Genomic DNA, 15,112 nt, shown 5'->3' with positions numbered 1-15,112 from the left:
TGCGCGACAGCGCACGGATCGCAACCGACAATCAGGTTCCACTCGATGGGCCGCGCCCAAGGCGCCCATCGAGGTACGCACATCATGACTCTCAGGATCCTTGCCGCCGTGGCGTTGACCGCCTGCGCGGCCGCGGCCACGGCCGCCACGGCGGCCGAAACGCCCGCCCACGCGTCGCTCGACCCGGTCCTGGCCGGTTATGCCACGACCGTATTCCGCAACAATCTTCCTCCCGGCGATGTCCAACCGGCCAAGCCACTTGCGCGTGTCTCCATGCAGGGCGCTCCCCAGGGCGAAGATCGGCTAGACATGGCGGAAGCGCCATTGCGTCCCGACGTGACGCTGCCTGCGCGATAGCCGCTGATCGGCGGGGTGGGGCACGCGCTTCACCCCATTAAGCGACATGACGACCTTCCGCTTTCCGGCCCCGCCTGCAACAATGTGCGCCTGAGCTTGCAGGCTCGCGAAAGTGGCGGAATTGGTAGACGCCCTGGATTTAGGTTCCAGTGCCGCAAGGCGTGGGGGTTCGAGTCCCCCCTTTCGCACCAGTGCAGGGCGTTTTCGCCGGCACCATGACCATGGGCACGTCCCGGATCGGGGAGACGGCCACATGCTGGGCCCCTGGCGGCCCCCGGTCGTTCTCGGCCCGCGCTGGCGGCGCTGGCGTTTATCGGCGAAACTACAGGGCTGCGGCGGGCATGCGCGTCCACGACCCCGCGTCCAAAACCCGTTTCATCCATCACATCGTGCCGGGGCCCATGCCGCCGGTGGCAGGAGTCAACATGCAAGCTTCGATCGAATCCACTGGCAATCTGGAACGCCGCCTGACCTTCTCGCTGCCGGAAGACCGTCTGCAGACGCACATCAGCGGCCGTCTGGGCGAAATCGCCCGCACCACGCGCATCAAGGGCTTCCGTCCGGGCAAGGTGCCGGCCAAGGTGATCGAGCAGCGTTTCGGCCAGCAGGTCCGCAGCGAAGCCGTCGACGGCCTGCTGCGTGAGACCTTCGATGCCGCCCTGCGCGAGCACGAGCTGCGCATCGCCGGCACCCCGCGCATCGACAAGGGCGAGGGCGAGCTGTCCTTCGTGGCCACCGTCGAGCTGGTGCCGGACTTCGGCGACGTGGACGTCAGCAAGCTGACCGTGGTCCGCCACACCGCCGAGATCAACGACGCCGACATCGACCAGATGATCACCAACCTGCGCGAACAGCGCCGCAGCTGGAGCCCGGTCACCCGTGGCGCCCAGGACGGCGATCTGGTCGCCCTGGAAACCTGGTCGCAGGCCGGCGATGAGCGCCTGCCGGCCGAAGGCACCGAGAAGGGCAGCGTGATCGTGGGCCAGGGCATGATGTTCGAGCAGATCGAACAGGGCCTGGTCGGTCTGACCGCCGGTGAAGAAAAGACCCTGGACGTCGAGTTCCCGGCCGATTGGCGCGTGCCCGCGCTGGCTGGCAAGCAGGTCAAGGTCACCGTCAAGGCGGTGGACGTGTCCGCGCCGGTGCTGCCGGAGGTGGATGCCGAGTTCATCAAGAGCTTCGGCGTGAAGGGTGGCGACGTGGAGCAGTTCCGCAAGGACATCCGCGCCAACCTGGAGCGTGAGCTCAAGGGTGCCCTGATGAACCGCCTGCGCCGCGAAGTCGGCGAGCAGCTGATCGCCGCCTATGCCTCGGTGGAAATGCCGCCGCGCCTGGTCGAGAACGAAGCCCGCGCCATGCTGGATCAGCAGCTCGAGCAGATCCGCCGCAGCGGCCGCAACCCGGGCGACGTCCCGGCCGATGCCCATGAAGGCTTCAAGGAAGCGGCCGCCAAGCGCGTGCTGGTCGGCCTGCTGGTCGGTGAAGTGGCCCGCAAGAACGACCTGCGACTGGACCCGAAGCGCCTGAATGAAACCATGCGCCTGATCGCGTCGACCTATGAAGAGCCGGAACAGGTCATTGAGATGTACCGCAACGACCCCCAGCTGATGAGTGGGCTGCAGAATCGTGTGATGGAAGAGCAGGTGATCGACTGGATCGCCGAGCGCGCCCAGCACACCGAAGAGAAGCTGTCGTTCCAGGACGCGATCCGTCAGTAAGCGGCCCGCGTTTTACGCCCCGCGCCCCGGCGCGGGGTCGTTCCCCCCAAAATAGGTGCCTCACTAATGGACAACCGAACCACAGCCCTGAACATGGTTCCGATGGTGGTCGAACAGACCAGCCGCGGCGAGCGCGCCTATGACATCTATTCGCGCTTGTTGAAAGAGCGTCTGATCTTCCTCGTGGGCCCGATCGACGATCACATGGCCAACGTGGTGGTGGCGCAGCTGCTGTTCCTGGAAGCGGACAACCCGGAAAAGGACATCAGCATCTACATCAACTCGCCCGGTGGCGTAGTCACCGCCGGCATGGCGATCTACGACACCATGCAGTACATCAAGCCGGACGTGAGCACCATCTGTGTCGGCCAGGCCGCCTCGATGGGCGCCCTGCTGCTGGCATCCGGCGCGGCCGGCAAGCGGTATGCGCTGCCGAACTCGCGGGTGATGATCCACCAGCCGCTGGGCGGTTTCCAGGGCCAGGCCACGGATATCGATATCCATGCCCGTGAAATCCTGACCCTGCGTTCGCGCCTGAACGAAGTGCTGGCCAAGCACACCGGCCAGTCGCTGGAGACCATCGCCCGGGATACCGAGCGCGACAACTTCAAGAGCGCGGCCGATGCAGTGGCCTACGGTCTGGTCGATCAGGTCCTGGAGCGTCGTCCGGAAGAGTCGATCCAGCCGGCGTAAGGTTGTGCCAGGCCGGGAAACCGGCTTGTTTCCACCGGGTCAGGCGGGACTGGCGTCCTCCTGACCCTGTGCTATTCTCGAATCGAACCCCCGTTCAGTCGGGTGGGGTAACTGGGTAAGCGAAGCATGAGCGAAGACCGCCAAGGTCGTTCCACGGACACCGGCAAGATCCTCTACTGCTCTTTCTGTGGAAAGAGCCAGCATGAGGTGCGCAAGCTGATTGCGGGTCCGAGCGTGTTCATCTGCGATGAATGCGTCGAGCTGTGCAACGACATCATCCGTGAGGAGCTGGAGGAGAAGGCGCAGTCGGCCCGCAGTTCGCTGCCCAAGCCGCGCGAGATCCTCGAGGTCCTGGACCAGTACGTGATCGGGCAGAACCGCGCCAAGCGGACCCTGGCCGTGGCCGTATACAACCACTACAAGCGCATCGAGAGCCGCCAGAAGAACGACGAAGTCGAACTGGCGAAGTCGAACATCCTGCTGGTCGGTCCGACCGGTTCGGGCAAGACGCTGCTGGCCGAAACCCTGGCCCGCCTGCTCAATGTGCCGTTCACCATGGCCGACGCCACCACGCTGACCGAAGCCGGTTACGTGGGCGAGGACGTGGAGAACATCATCCAGAAGCTGCTGCAGAAGTGCGATTACGACGTCGAGAAGGCGCAGCAGGGCATCGTCTACATCGATGAAATCGACAAGATCTCGCGCAAGAGCGAGAACCCGTCGATCACCCGCGATGTGTCCGGCGAAGGCGTCCAGCAGGCCCTGCTGAAGCTGATCGAAGGCACCGTGGCCAGCGTGCCGCCGCAGGGCGGTCGCAAGCACCCGCAGCAGGAATTCCTGCAGGTGGACACCAAGAACATCCTGTTCATCTGTGGCGGCGCGTTTGCCGGCTTGGACAAGGTGATCCAGCAGCGTTCGAACGATTCGGGCGGCATCGGGTTCGGTGCCAAGGTGAAGAGTTCCGAGCGCAAGCAGGAAGTGGGCAAGATCCTGGCGGAAGTCGAGCCGGAAGATCTGATCAAGTTCGGCCTGATTCCGGAGTTCGTCGGCCGCCTGCCGGTCGTGGCGACCCTGGAAGAGCTGGACGAGGCTGCCCTGGTGCGCATCCTCACCGAGCCGAAGAACGCCATCACCAAGCAGTTCAAGAAACTGTTCGAGATGGAACACGTCGAGCTGGAGTTCCGCCCCGACGCCCTGGCCGCGATCGCCCGCAAGGCGCTCAAGCGCAAGACCGGTGCCCGTGGCCTGCGTACCATCGTCGAATCGGTCCTGCTGGACACCATGTATGACCTGCCCTCGGCAGAGAACGTCAGCAAGGTGGTAGTGGACGAATCGGTGATCGAACACAAGTCCGAACCGTACCTGATCTACCAGACGCCACCGGCGCCTGAACAGAAGGCGGCTGGTGCTGAATAATCAGTTCAAGTAATTGAATTGAAAGAATTTTTTCAGAACAGCTTGCATCTAGAAGCCGATGGCCCCATAACGAGGCCATCGGCTTTTTTTGTATCCGGGCGAGGCGCCCGGAGGCCATCCCCACTGTTCCACTGGAGCCCACATGGCCCGTTCCCCAACTGAGACTCTCGACCTGCCGGTACTGCCGCTGCGTGACGTGGTGGTGTTCCCGCACATGGTCATTCCGCTGTTCGTCGGCCGTGACAAGTCCATGCATGCGCTGGAGCAGGCGATGGAAGCGGACAAGCGCATCCTGCTGCTCGCGCAGAAGTCCGCCGAGACGGATGATCCGTCCGCCGCCGATCTGTATCAGGTCGGCACGCTTGCCCAGGTCCTGCAGCTGCTGAAGCTGCCCGATGGCACCATCAAGGTGCTGGTCGAAGGCCTGTCGCGGGTCAACGTCACCGACGTGACCGAGCGCGATGGCTCGCTGCACGGCGTGGGCATGGAAATCGAATCGGACGAATCGCGCGAGCCGCGCGAGATCGAGGCGATCGCCCGCTCGCTGATGTCGCTGTTCGAGCAGTACGTCAAGACCAACCGCAAGCTGCCGCCGGAGCTGCTGCAGACCCTGGCCGGCATCGATGAGCCCGCGCGCCTGGCCGACACCATCGCCGCGCATATCAGCGTGCGCCTGGCCGACAAGCAGCGCCTGCTGGAAACGCTGCAGATCGGCGACCGCCTGGAAATGTTGGTCGGCCTGGTCGATGGCGAGATCGACGTACAGCAGATGGAAAAGCGCATCCGCGGCCGCGTGAAGTCGCAGATGGAAAAGAGCCAGCGCGAGTACTACCTCAACGAGCAGATGAAGGCCATCCAGAAAGAACTGGGTGACCTGGATGACGCGCCCGGCGAGATGGACGAGCTGGCCCGCAAGATCGCCGAGGCGGGCATGCCCAAGCCGGTGGAGACCAAGGCCAAGGCCGAGCTCAACAAGCTCAAGCAGATGTCGCCGATGTCGGCCGAAGCCGCCGTGGTGCGCAACTACCTGGATTGGCTGCTGGGCGTGCCGTGGAAGAAGCGCAGCAAGGTCCGCAAGGACCTCAAGGCCGCGCAGGACACGCTGGATGCCGATCACTTCGGCCTGGACAAGGTCAAGGACCGCATCCTGGAATACCTGGCCGTGCAGTCGCGCGTGAAGCAGATGAAGGGCCCGATCCTGTGCCTGGTCGGCCCGCCCGGTGTGGGCAAGACCTCGCTGGGCCAGTCCATCGCCAAGGCGACCAACCGCAAGTTCGTGCGCATGAGCCTGGGCGGCGTGCGCGACGAGGCCGAGATCCGTGGCCATCGCCGCACCTACGTCGGCTCCATGCCGGGCCGCATCGTGCAGAACCTCAACAAGGTGGGCAGCAAGAACCCGCTGTTCGTGCTCGATGAGATCGACAAGATGTCGATGGACTTCCGTGGCGATCCGTCCTCGGCGCTGCTGGAAGTGCTCGATCCGGAGCAGAACAACGCGTTCAACGATCACTACCTGGAAGTGGATCTGGACCTGTCCGAAGTGATGTTCGTGGCGACCTCCAACTCGCTCAACATCCCCGGCCCGCTGCTGGACCGCATGGAAGTGATCCGCATCCCCGGCTACACCGAGGATGAGAAGCTCAACATCGCCATGCGCTACCTGGTGCCCAAGCAGATCAAGGCCAACGGCCTGAAGCCGGAAGAGCTGGAGATCGAGGCCGACGCGATCCAGGACATCGTGCGCTATTACACGCGCGAATCCGGCGTGCGCAACCTCGAGCGCGAAGTCGCCAAGATCTGCCGCAAGGTGGTCAAGGAGATCGCGCTCGCCGGTCCGGTGGCACCGGCCAAGCCTGCCAAGCCGGCCAAGGCCGGCAAGAAGGCCAGCGCGAAGAAGAAGGCGCTGGTGGTGGTCAACGGCAAGAACCTGGACAAGTACCTGGGCGTGCGTCGCGTCGATTTCGGCCGTGCCGAAGAGCAGAACGAAGTGGGCCTGGTCACCGGCCTGGCCTGGACCGAAGTGGGCGGCGATCTGCTGCAGATCGAATCCACCCTGGTGCCGGGCAAGGGCCAGCTGATCCTGACCGGCCAGCTGGGCAACGTGATGAAGGAATCGGCCTCGGCGGCGCTGTCGGTGGTGCGTTCGCGCGCCGAGCGGCTGGGCATCGACAACGAGTTCCTGCAGAAGCACGACGTGCACGTCCATGTGCCCGATGGCGCCACCCCGAAGGATGGCCCCAGCGCGGGTATCGCCATGGTGACCTCGCTGGTGTCCACGCTGACCAAGGTGCCGATCCGGGCCGAAGTGGCGATGACCGGTGAGATCACCCTGCGAGGCCGCGTCACGGCCATCGGCGGCCTCAAGGAGAAGCTGCTGGCGGCGCTGCGTGGCGGCATCACCACGGTCATCATCCCCGAGGAGAACCGCAAGGATCTGGCCGATATCCCCGCCAATGTCACCCGCGATCTGAAGATCGTGCCGGTGAAGTGGATCGAGGAAGTGCTCGACCTGGCGCTGGAGACGCCGCTGACGGCACCGAAGCCCAAGAAAGATGGGCAACGTGTCACGGTACGCGGCAAGTCCAAGACAGCTTCCACGACCCGCGTCAAGCACTGACGCGTGCTGTGGAAATGCCCGAAACCCGCGTCGTTATTGGCTTTTCAGCTTGCGCGGGTAGGGGGGCACTGGTATAAAAGCACCACTCGCGAGTCAGCGTAATTCTGAATTCGGCGAACTGAGAACTTCACTGGCATTCGACGGCGTATCGTCGTCGGGTGTCTCAATGTTGAATCCGCGGAATCCCCGCCAAAGGAGCTGTAGAGAATGAACAAGACCGAATTGATCGACGCCGTTGCTGAAGCCGCCGACCTGACCAAGGCCGAGTCCAGCCGCGCCGTTGATGCCGTCATCGCTTCCGTCACCAAGGCCCTGAAGGGCGGTGACGCGGTGACGCTGGTGGGCTTCGGCACGTTCCAGGTCCGCGACCGCGCTGCCCGTACCGGCCGCAACCCGAAGACCGGCGACACCATCAAGATCGCTGCGTCGAAGAATCCGTCGTTCAAGGCTGGCAAAGCCCTGAAGGATGCCGTAAACTAAGCGGCTTGCTGGGGTGCTTAGCTCAGCGGTAGAGCGTCTCCTTTACACGGAGAGGGTCGGGGGTTCGAAACCCTCAGCACCCACCAAGCACTGCCAGTAAAAGTTTTGAAATGTGGAGCGGTAGTTCAGCTGGTTAGAATGCTGGCCTGTCACGCCGGAGGTCGCGGGTTCAAGTCCCGTCCGCTCCGCCAGTTTTTAAAAAAACCTCGAAAAAAGCAGTATTTCGGGGTGGGCAATCTGAATATCTTCGGATAGAATGAGCGCCTGCAAAGTTCAAGTGCGGAGCGGTAGTTCAGCTGGTTAGAATGCTGGCCTGTCACGCCGGAGGTCGCGGGTTCAAGTCCCGTCCGCTCCGCCAATCTTTGAAAAGCCCTTGGTGAAAACCAAGGGCTTTTTTTTTGTTTTCCATCCAGCAGATCGATCGACAGTGCGGCACACGCCGTTGGTCCGTCATGATCGGCAGGTGCGGCAGCGGGAGGATCGCGCGCAGGGGCGGGCGCGGGCACTTTTGGAGCCTGCCGCGAAGCGGGTTACACTGCCGGGCTCGCCAATCAGGCCTTGATTTTTCCCATGCTGCAGAAACTTCGCGACAAGACCTCGGGCTGGATCGTTACCGTGATCCTGGGGCTGCTGATGATTCCGTTCCTGTTCGTGATCGACTCCAGCTACCTCGGTGGCGTCGGCTCGCAGAACGTGGCCAAAGTGGCCGCCCCGCCGACCTGGTGGAAGTCCGCCCCGTCGTGGTGGCCGGTTTCGTTCCTGTGGCAGCACCATGAGATCAGCTCCAATGATTTCCGCGTGCGCTTCGAGCAGGCGCGCCAGCAGGCACGCCAGGAACAGGGCGAGGATTTCGATCCGCGCCAGTTCGAAAGCACCGAAAGCAAGCTGGCCGTGCTCGATCAGATGATCGATGAGCAGGTCGTGCGCCTGGCCGGCGAACAGTCCGGCATCGTGATCGGTGATGGAGCGGTACGCGAGTACATTTCCTCGATCCCGGCCTTCCTCGGTGCCGATGGCAAGTTCAACCAGGACAACTACCGCATCGCGCTGGCCAGCGGCAATCCGCCGCGCACCCCGACGCAGTTCGAAGCGCTGGTGCGCGAGAGCATCCAGCAGTCGATCATTCCGTCGGCCCTGCAGCGTTCCGGGTTCACCACCCAGAGCGAAGCCGAGCGCCTGATGAAGCTGTTGGGTGAAACCCGTGATGTCGAACTGGCCGCGCTGCCGGAAACCCCGGCCGATACCGCCGAAGTGACCGACGCGCAGATCAAGCAGTGGTACGACAGCCACACCAAGGATTTCCGCCAGCCGGAGACGGTGTCGCTGGAGTACGTCGAGATCAACGGCGCGAACCTGCCGGCCCCGGCGGCAGCTGACGAGGCCACCCTGCGCAAGCGCTATGAAGATGAGAAGGCACGCTTCGCGACGCCGGAGCAGCGTCTGGCCTCGCACATCCTGATCAGCGCCGACGGCAGCGATCCGGCCAAGCTCAAGGCCGCCCAAGAAAAGGCCACGCGCCTGGCCGCGGAAGCGAAGGCACCGGGCGCCGATTTCGCCGCACTGGCCAAGGCCAACTCCGAAGATCCGGGCTCCAAGGACACCGGCGGCGACCTGGGCTGGGTGGAACGCGGCGCGATGGTGAAGCCGTTCGAAGATGCCCTGTTCGCCATGAAGGCGGGCGAGGTCACCGGTCCGGTCAAGACCGATTTCGGTTTCCACGTGCTCAAGCTGCGTGAGACCAAGGGTGGCGAAGGCCGTTCGTTCGACGAGGTCCGTGACCAGCTGGCCGCCGAGCAGCTCAAGGCCGACACCGACCGCGTGTTCACCGAGCTGAGCGGCCGTCTGGTGGATCTGGTCTACAAGAACCCGACCTCGCTGGAAGGCCCGGCCAAGGACATGAGCCTGCCGGTGCAGACCATCGGTCCGTTCACCCGCACCACCGCCAGTGGCATCGCCGCCAACCCGGCCGTACTGCGCGCGGCGTTCTCCGACATCCTGACCCAGGACGGCACGGTGAGCGACCCGATCGAGCTGGGCCCGAACCACAACGTGATGATCCGCGTGACCGAGCACAGCCCGGAGCAGGCGCTGCCGCTGGCCAAGGCCCGTGAGCAGGTGATCGCCGCGATCCATGCCGACCGCACCCGACAGGCCTCGGAGAAGGCCGTGGACGCCGTGCTGGCCAAGCTGAAGGCCGGGCAGACCCTGCAGGCGCTGGCGACCAGCGACAAGCTGCAGATCAGCCCGCTGCCGGGCCTGCCGCGTACCCAGCCGGTGCCGACCCCGGAGATCAACCGCGCCGTGTTCAGCGCACCGCTGCCGGCCGAAGGCAAGCCGAGCTACGGCAAGGTTGCCGTGCAGGGCCGCTACGTGATCTACGCGGTGACCAAGGTCACCCCGGGCAACGTGGCCGAAGTGGATGCCGCCCAGCAGCAGCAGCTCAAGGAGCAGCTGAGCCAGATCGACGGCATGGCCGCCGCCAAGGCCTACGTCGACGCCATGCGCAAGCACTTCAAGGTGCAGACCGAAGAAGCCAACCTGTAACCGGGTCGGCTTCTGCTGGACAGCAAAAAGCCCGGCAATGCCGGGCTTTTTGTTGAACGACACTGCCCGGCAGAACCGGGCAGTGTCGTTACCCGCAATGGGATCCGCGCACTCAGTCTTCGACGCGCAGCACCGCACCGGGCTTCAGCACACTGCTCCCGCTGAGCCCATTGAGCGACAGCAGGGCCTTCAGCGGCATCCCGTACCGGCGGGCGATGGTCCAGGGCGACTCGCCGTCGCGCACGGTGTGCCGGCGGCTGCGCGGGCGATCCGCGCTGGCTACCGTGCGGGTGGCTGCCGGCGCAGGCGTCGTGCGCGCCGCCGGGGTGTCCACCGGTGCGCTGGGGGCCAGCGCAATGGCGGCCACGCTGGCGCTGGCGTCCACCGGTGCATGCGCAGTCGGAGCCAGCACCGTCACCTGGCCGGACGGGCGGCCTTTGCCGCTGGCCAGGGCCGGGTTGAGGCGGGCGATCCGCGCCGGATCCAGATCGCGCTGCTGGGCCCACTGCTGGACGCTGGTGCCGGCCGGCAGGGTGTGGCCCTTCAGCACGGGCACGGTGCGATCCAGCGAGGCCATCACCGCCGGCTCGGTTTCCGCGTCTTCCAGCACGCAGGCCAGCGCATGCAGCTTCTCGACATAGGCATAGGTGACCGGCGACAGCCCCGGCAACTCGGCCGGCCGCGCGTTCTGCGCGTTCATGCCGGCCTTGCGCAACGACTGCAGCACCCGGTACTCACCGGCGTTGTAGGCCATCGTCGCCAAGCGCCAGTCGCCGCCGAACATGCCGTGCAGGGTCTTGAGGTAACGCACCGCGGCCTGGGTGGAATCCACGGCCGAGAGGCGACCGTCGTAGCCCGGGGTCATCTGCACGCGGTGGTTCTTGGCGGTGGTGGCGATGAACTGCCACAGGCCGGCCGGGCCGCCGCCGTTGCGGGCATTGGGCCGGTAGCCACTTTCCACGAAGGGAATCAGCGCGAATTCGGTGGGCAGGTCGGACTTGCGCAGCTCTTCGACCACGTAGCCGAACAGCACCAGCGCATCGTCATCCTGGTTGGCCAACCGCGAGGGGGCATGCGCGAACTGCTTCTGCCAACGCGGGCTGGTCGCCTCGGCGTTGCAGGTGGGTTCGGCCAGACCATCGCGGAAGCTGGCGAAGATGTCCTGCCCGTTGCGCACCGAGGCCGGCGGCAGCGCCGCAGCGGTCAGGGGGAGGGAGGACAGGCCGGCCACGTTCTGCGACATGCCGGCGGTCAACGACTGGGCGCCCGCGCTGCCGGCCACGGCGATCGCCAGGCCAAGCGCGAGCGGCAACAATCGCCGACTCATGTTCGAAATCCGTCTTTCCAGTGTCGCAGCCCTGCGACAACATCGACTTCATCGGTTACGGGACGCCCAAGATGGGCGCTGACGGCCGCCTGGATGGCGGGGGTGTTCGTACGCAGGAACGGATTGCATTCCAGCTCGCTTGCCAGTGAAACCGGCAGCGTGGGCAGGTCATCGCGGCGCATGGCCAAGGCCTCCTCATGGCGCTGCGACAACGCAGCGTTGGTGGGGTCTACATGCCGCGCGAAGACGGCATTGGACAGGGTGTACTCGTGGGCGCAACAGACCATCAGTTGCGCTGGCAGGGACGCCAGCTTCCGCAGGGATGCCAGAAGCTGGGGAGGCGTACCTTCGAACATCCGCCCACAGCCCAGGCTGAACAACGCATCGCCACTGAAAAGGTGTTCAGCGGTGTGAAACGCGATATGGCTCCGGGTGTGCCCGGGCACGGATACTACGTGGAACCCCAGCCCCAGTGCCTGAACGCATTCACCTTCAGCCACCCGGTGGGCAGGGACCGCGATGCGCGGTTCCACCGGTGCGTAGACCTCCACCGCGGGAAACCGGGCCTGCAGCTCGGCCACGCCGCCGATGTGGTCGTTGTGGTGGTGGGTCAGCAGAATGCTGTGCGGGACCCATCCCTGCTGCGCTGCGGCGGCCAGGACGGGGTCGGCCTGGCCGGGGTCGATGACCACGGCGCGGCCGTCGTCGGCGACCAGTGCCCAGATGTAATTGTCCGCAAACGCGGGTAGGGCGGTCAGTCGCATAGAATTGGACCATGCCCCCCGCACCGAGCCCCCGTCAAGCGACAGTCGCATCCTGGTTTGATACTGAACCGGCACAAGCGTTGTGCCGGTTGGAATCGGAGCGGTTGCGCAGCCTGCTGGCCGAGCGCCCGGTGAACCCCTGGTTGTGGGTGGCGCCGACGCCTGGCTGGCTCGGGTGCGTGGATCTGCCCGGCCGCGGCCTGCGCCTGTACCGGGACGGCGCGGCTTACGCCGGGGATGTGCACTGCGGGCTGCCGTTGCCGCTGCCGGATGAGAGCGTCAATGCGATCGTCCTGCAGCATGTCACCGCGCGGGACGCCGAGGCGTTGATCGCCGACTGCGCCCGTGTACTGATGCCGGGCGGCCGCCTGTGGCTTTCCACCCTCAACCCGTTCAGCCCGTACCGCCGGCAGTGGCGCCATCACGGGCTGGTCGTGCGCAGCCCACAGCGGCTGCGCCACACCCTCGCGCAGGCTGGCCTGAGCTGCGAAGACCTGCAGTACCTCGGCCCGATGTGGCGCGACCGCTCGCCGGCGCGGCGCGATCTGGCCCCGCTGCGGGCCGCCTGTCTGTTCACCGCTGAAAAACGCACTCTGGCCTTGCCGGGACCGACGCCGGTGGCTGCGCCACGCTGGCACGGCACCGTGGCCACCTGATCTGGAATGGAATGAAGACGATAGAAATCCACACCGACGGTTCCTGCCTCGGCAATCCCGGCCCTGGCGGCTGGGCGGCATTGCTGCGCTACAACGCGCACGAGCGCGAACTGAGCGGTGGTGAAGCGCATACCACCAACAACCGTATGGAGCTGATGGCGGCCATCTCGGGGCTGGAAGCCCTCACCGAGCCGTGCAACATCGTGCTGTTCACCGATTCGCAGTACGTGCGCCAGGGCCTGACCGAGTGGATGCCCGGTTGGATCCGCAAGAACTGGAAGACCGCCGGCGGCTCGCCGGTCAAGAACCGGGAACTGTGGGAGCGCCTGCATGCGGCCACGCTGAAGCACACCATCGACTGGCGCTGGGTGAAGGGCCATTCCGGCGACCCGGACAACGAGCGCGTGGATCAGCTGGCGCGCGACGCCGCGATCCGGATCCGCGCCGCCGGCCCGGTACACTGAGCCCATGCGTCAGATCATCCTTGATACCGAAACCACCGGCCTGGAATGGCGGAAGGGCAATCGCATCGTCGAAATCGGCTGTGTGGAACTGCTCGAGCGCCGCCCCAGTGGCAACAACTACCACCAGTACCTCAAGCCGGACTGCGAGTTCGAACAGGGCGCGCAGGAAGTCACGGGCCTGACCCTGGAGTTCCTGGCCGACAAGCCGGACTTCGCCCAGGTCGTCGACGACTTCCTGGCCTACATCGATGGCGCCGAGCTGATCATCCACAACGCGGCGTTCGATCTGGGCTTCCTGGACAACGAGCTGTCGCTGCTGGGCGACCACTACGGCAAGATCACCGACCGCTGCACGGTGATCGATACGCTGAAGATGGCGCGCGAGCGCTTCCCGGGCCAGCGCAATTCGCTGGATGCACTGTGCCGTCGCCTGGGTGTGGACAATGCCCACCGCCAGCTGCACGGCGGCCTGCTCGATGCGCAGATCCTGGGCGATGTGTACATCGCGCTGACCTCGGGCCAGGAAGAAATCGGCTTCGGCTCGGCCGATGACCAGAAAACCGGCAGCGCCCACGCGCAGACCTTCGACACCTCGCGCCTGCTGCCGCGCCCGCGCGTGGTCGCCACGGCCTCGGAGCGGGAAGCGCACGAAGCGCGCCTGGCCAAGCTGCGCAAGAAGGCCGGCCGCGCGATCTGGGATGGTGAGCCTGAAGCGGTGGAAGCGGTCAGCGCCTGACGGCCCGCCCCCGGTAGATCCCGACCGTTGGTCGGGATGCCTGCCTCAATGGCACCGCACCAGGATCACGGTGATGTTGTCCGAGCCGCCGCCATCCAGCGCGGCGGCGACCAGGGTATCCACGCATTCCTGCGCACTGGCATCGTCGAAGGCGAGGGTGCGGGCGATGCCCTTGTCCTCGACCTCTTCGGTCAGCCCATCACTGCACAGCAGCAGCTGCATGCCCGGGCGCAGCTCGCCGGTGGTGGTCGCCACATTCAGGTGCGCCGGATCGGTCACCCCCAGCGCCTGGGTCACCACATTGCGATGCGGATGAGCACGCGCCTGCTCGGCGGTCAGATTGCCCTGCGCGACCAGTTCCTGGACCACGCTGTGATCCTGGCTCAACTGGGCCAGCTTGCCGTCGCGCCACAGGTACGCGCGGCTGTCGCCGACCCACGCCACCTCATACCGATTGCCCTGCACACGGGCCGCCACCACGGTGGTGCCCATCGGCAGGCTGTCGTTGCGGCGGCGCGAGGTGCGGATGATTTCCTCATCGGCGATCCGGATCGCATGCGCCAGCGTCGCCCCGCGGCGGATCTCGCGCACGATGGTCTCGCGCGCCAGCGCACTGGCCACCTCACCGCAGGCGTGCCCGCCCATGCCATCGGCGACCAGCCACAGCGCCAGTTCGCCATCCCCGTAATACGTATCCTCATTGAGGTCGCGGCGCAGGCCGGGGTGGGTCAGGTGTCCGAATTCGATCATGAAGGCGTGTGCCGGTGAGGATTGCGAGGGATAACGGCATGATCGCGGCCCGCCGGACATCCGGCAAGGCATCCATACAGAAGAAATTCACTTCGCCGGTGCGGAATGACTTGTCGTCAGCGCGTCCTGCCCGTATCATTCGCGTCCCGGTTCGCCGGGACCATCTGGAGAGGTGGCAGAGCGGTTGAATGTACCTGACTCGAAATCAGGCAGGCGTTTATAGCGCCTCGGGGGTTCGAATCCCCCCCTCTCCGCCAGATAAAAAGAAAAGGGCTGCCCATTGGGCAGCCCTTTTCTTTTTATCTGGCCTGATGGGCGGACGAGAACCCCCGACGGGGGTTCGACGGATCTGCAGGAGCAGATCCGGACAGACGAACGTCTGGCCCTGGAGCGCGCAGCGCGGAAGGGCTGGGCCCATGGATGGGCCCAGCAATCCCGGCAATGAAGCGGCCACCCTGCAAGCCACGCGACGTCATCGCGGTAGCAACTGTCTTATCAGGTGCAGACCAACGCGGCCTCGGCGTCCCGCTTGCGGGCGTTGAGGATGACCAGCATCTTGCGCATGACCGCTACCAGCGCCACCTTGCTCG

At 65.3% G+C, this 15,112-nt stretch carries 13 protein-coding genes and 5 tRNA genes; 15 read left to right on the top strand and 3 right to left on the bottom strand.

Annotated elements, in window-relative coordinates:
• Positions 1-84: 84 nt before the first annotated feature.
• The 11 genes from ABE483_RS15125 (at position 85) to ABE483_RS15075 (ending at position 9,825) form a co-directional block, all read left to right on the top strand.
• Positions 85-357: a hypothetical protein gene (locus ABE483_RS15125; RefSeq protein ID WP_346481961.1), complete on the top strand. Its 273-nt coding sequence runs from the start codon at positions 85-87 to the stop codon at positions 355-357.
• A 106-nt stretch (positions 358-463) separates the two neighbouring features.
• Positions 464-548 (top strand) — tRNA-Leu (locus ABE483_RS15120).
• Between the two features lie 234 nt (positions 549-782).
• Positions 783-2,075 (top strand): trigger factor, encoded by a 1,293-nt coding sequence (tig, locus tag ABE483_RS15115; RefSeq protein ID WP_121042977.1) that lies wholly within the window; start codon positions 783-785, stop codon positions 2,073-2,075.
• 66 nt (positions 2,076-2,141) lie between these two features.
• The gene (gene clpP / locus ABE483_RS15110) at positions 2,142-2,768 is read left to right on the top strand and encodes an ATP-dependent Clp endopeptidase proteolytic subunit ClpP (protein ID WP_019185804.1); all 627 of its coding nucleotides are present in this window, start codon (positions 2,142-2,144) and stop codon (positions 2,766-2,768) included.
• A 126-nt stretch (positions 2,769-2,894) separates the two neighbouring features.
• Entirely contained in the window at positions 2,895-4,184 is a 1,290-nt protein-coding gene (gene clpX / locus ABE483_RS15105) for an ATP-dependent Clp protease ATP-binding subunit ClpX (protein ID WP_019185803.1), read from the top strand.
• A gap of 142 nt (positions 4,185-4,326) precedes the next feature.
• Positions 4,327-6,801 carry an endopeptidase La gene (lon, locus tag ABE483_RS15100; protein ID WP_313209543.1) on the top strand — a complete coding sequence of 825 codons (2,475 nt, stop codon included), beginning with the start codon at positions 4,327-4,329 and terminating at the stop codon, positions 6,799-6,801.
• A gap of 207 nt (positions 6,802-7,008) precedes the next feature.
• Positions 7,009-7,281: an HU family DNA-binding protein gene (locus ABE483_RS15095; protein ID WP_019185801.1), complete on the top strand. Its 273-nt coding sequence runs from the start codon at positions 7,009-7,011 to the stop codon at positions 7,279-7,281.
• An 11-nt stretch (positions 7,282-7,292) separates the two neighbouring features.
• Positions 7,293-7,367 (top strand) — tRNA-Val (locus tag ABE483_RS15090).
• 28 nt (positions 7,368-7,395) lie between these two features.
• A tRNA-Asp gene (locus ABE483_RS15085) sits at positions 7,396-7,472 on the top strand.
• Between the two features lie 90 nt (positions 7,473-7,562).
• A tRNA-Asp gene (locus tag ABE483_RS15080) sits at positions 7,563-7,639 on the top strand.
• 212 nt (positions 7,640-7,851) lie between these two features.
• Entirely contained in the window at positions 7,852-9,825 is a 1,974-nt protein-coding gene (locus ABE483_RS15075; protein WP_346481960.1) for a peptidyl-prolyl cis-trans isomerase, read from the top strand.
• A 112-nt stretch (positions 9,826-9,937) separates the two neighbouring features.
• Here the strand turns inward: ABE483_RS15075 and ABE483_RS15070 are convergent, their stop codons facing one another.
• Positions 9,938-11,152, bottom strand: coding sequence for a transglycosylase SLT domain-containing protein (locus ABE483_RS15070; RefSeq protein ID WP_313212251.1), 1,215 nt, complete (start codon positions 11,150-11,152; stop codon positions 9,938-9,940).
• The gene (gloB, locus tag ABE483_RS15065) at positions 11,149-11,916 is read right to left on the bottom strand and encodes a hydroxyacylglutathione hydrolase (protein ID WP_313217366.1); all 768 of its coding nucleotides are present in this window, start codon (positions 11,914-11,916) and stop codon (positions 11,149-11,151) included. Before gloB ends, ABE483_RS15070 begins: the two co-directional genes overlap by 4 nt.
• 11 nt (positions 11,917-11,927) lie before the next feature.
• On the opposite strand from gloB, the gene ABE483_RS15060 reads away from it, so the two are divergent.
• The 3 genes from ABE483_RS15060 to dnaQ are packed head-to-tail and all read left to right on the top strand — an operon-like array spanning position 11,928 to position 13,772.
• Complete coding sequence (locus tag ABE483_RS15060) at positions 11,928-12,572, top strand: methyltransferase domain-containing protein (protein WP_313212249.1); 645 nt, start codon at positions 11,928-11,930, stop codon at positions 12,570-12,572.
• Positions 12,573-12,583: 11 nt separating this feature from the next.
• The gene (rnhA, locus tag ABE483_RS15055) at positions 12,584-13,036 is read left to right on the top strand and encodes a ribonuclease HI (RefSeq protein WP_121042991.1); all 453 of its coding nucleotides are present in this window, start codon (positions 12,584-12,586) and stop codon (positions 13,034-13,036) included.
• Between the two features lie 4 nt (positions 13,037-13,040).
• The gene (gene dnaQ / locus ABE483_RS15050) at positions 13,041-13,772 is read left to right on the top strand and encodes a DNA polymerase III subunit epsilon (protein WP_313212247.1); all 732 of its coding nucleotides are present in this window, start codon (positions 13,041-13,043) and stop codon (positions 13,770-13,772) included.
• Between the two features lie 45 nt (positions 13,773-13,817).
• On the opposite strand, the gene ABE483_RS15045 is transcribed toward dnaQ, so the two are convergent.
• Entirely contained in the window at positions 13,818-14,522 is a 705-nt protein-coding gene (locus ABE483_RS15045) for a protein phosphatase 2C domain-containing protein (RefSeq protein ID WP_019185793.1), read from the bottom strand.
• A 166-nt stretch (positions 14,523-14,688) separates the two neighbouring features.
• Between ABE483_RS15045 and ABE483_RS15040 the strand changes: the two genes are divergently transcribed.
• Positions 14,689-14,779: transfer RNA gene (locus ABE483_RS15040), tRNA-Ser, on the top strand.
• Positions 14,780-15,112 lie beyond the last annotated feature (333 nt).

This window comes from Stenotrophomonas sp. TWI602 (assembly GCF_039674045.1).
Classification (GTDB): Bacteria; Pseudomonadota; Gammaproteobacteria; order Xanthomonadales; family Xanthomonadaceae; genus Stenotrophomonas.
Note: the sequence above shows the minus strand (reverse complement) of the source record. Positions and strands in the feature narration are given on the sequence as shown.

Coding starts and splice junctions, on each gene's coding strand:
- ABE483_RS15125 (WP_346481961.1), top strand. CDS start 85: ATGACTCTCAGGATCCTTGCCGCCGTGGCGTTGACCGCCTGCGCGGCC.
- tig (WP_121042977.1), top strand. CDS start 783: ATGCAAGCTTCGATCGAATCCACTGGCAATCTGGAACGCCGCCTGACC.
- clpP (WP_019185804.1), top strand. CDS start 2,142: ATGGACAACCGAACCACAGCCCTGAACATGGTTCCGATGGTGGTCGAA.
- clpX (WP_019185803.1), top strand. CDS start 2,895: ATGAGCGAAGACCGCCAAGGTCGTTCCACGGACACCGGCAAGATCCTC.
- lon (WP_313209543.1), top strand. CDS start 4,327: ATGGCCCGTTCCCCAACTGAGACTCTCGACCTGCCGGTACTGCCGCTG.
- ABE483_RS15095 (WP_019185801.1), top strand. CDS start 7,009: ATGAACAAGACCGAATTGATCGACGCCGTTGCTGAAGCCGCCGACCTG.
- ABE483_RS15075 (WP_346481960.1), top strand. CDS start 7,852: ATGCTGCAGAAACTTCGCGACAAGACCTCGGGCTGGATCGTTACCGTG.
- ABE483_RS15070 (WP_313212251.1), bottom strand. CDS start 11,152: ATGAGTCGGCGATTGTTGCCGCTCGCGCTTGGCCTGGCGATCGCCGTG.
- gloB (WP_313217366.1), bottom strand. CDS start 11,916: ATGCGACTGACCGCCCTACCCGCGTTTGCGGACAATTACATCTGGGCA.
- ABE483_RS15060 (WP_313212249.1), top strand. CDS start 11,928: ATGCCCCCCGCACCGAGCCCCCGTCAAGCGACAGTCGCATCCTGGTTT.
- rnhA (WP_121042991.1), top strand. CDS start 12,584: ATGAAGACGATAGAAATCCACACCGACGGTTCCTGCCTCGGCAATCCC.
- dnaQ (WP_313212247.1), top strand. CDS start 13,041: ATGCGTCAGATCATCCTTGATACCGAAACCACCGGCCTGGAATGGCGG.
- ABE483_RS15045 (WP_019185793.1), bottom strand. CDS start 14,522: ATGATCGAATTCGGACACCTGACCCACCCCGGCCTGCGCCGCGACCTC.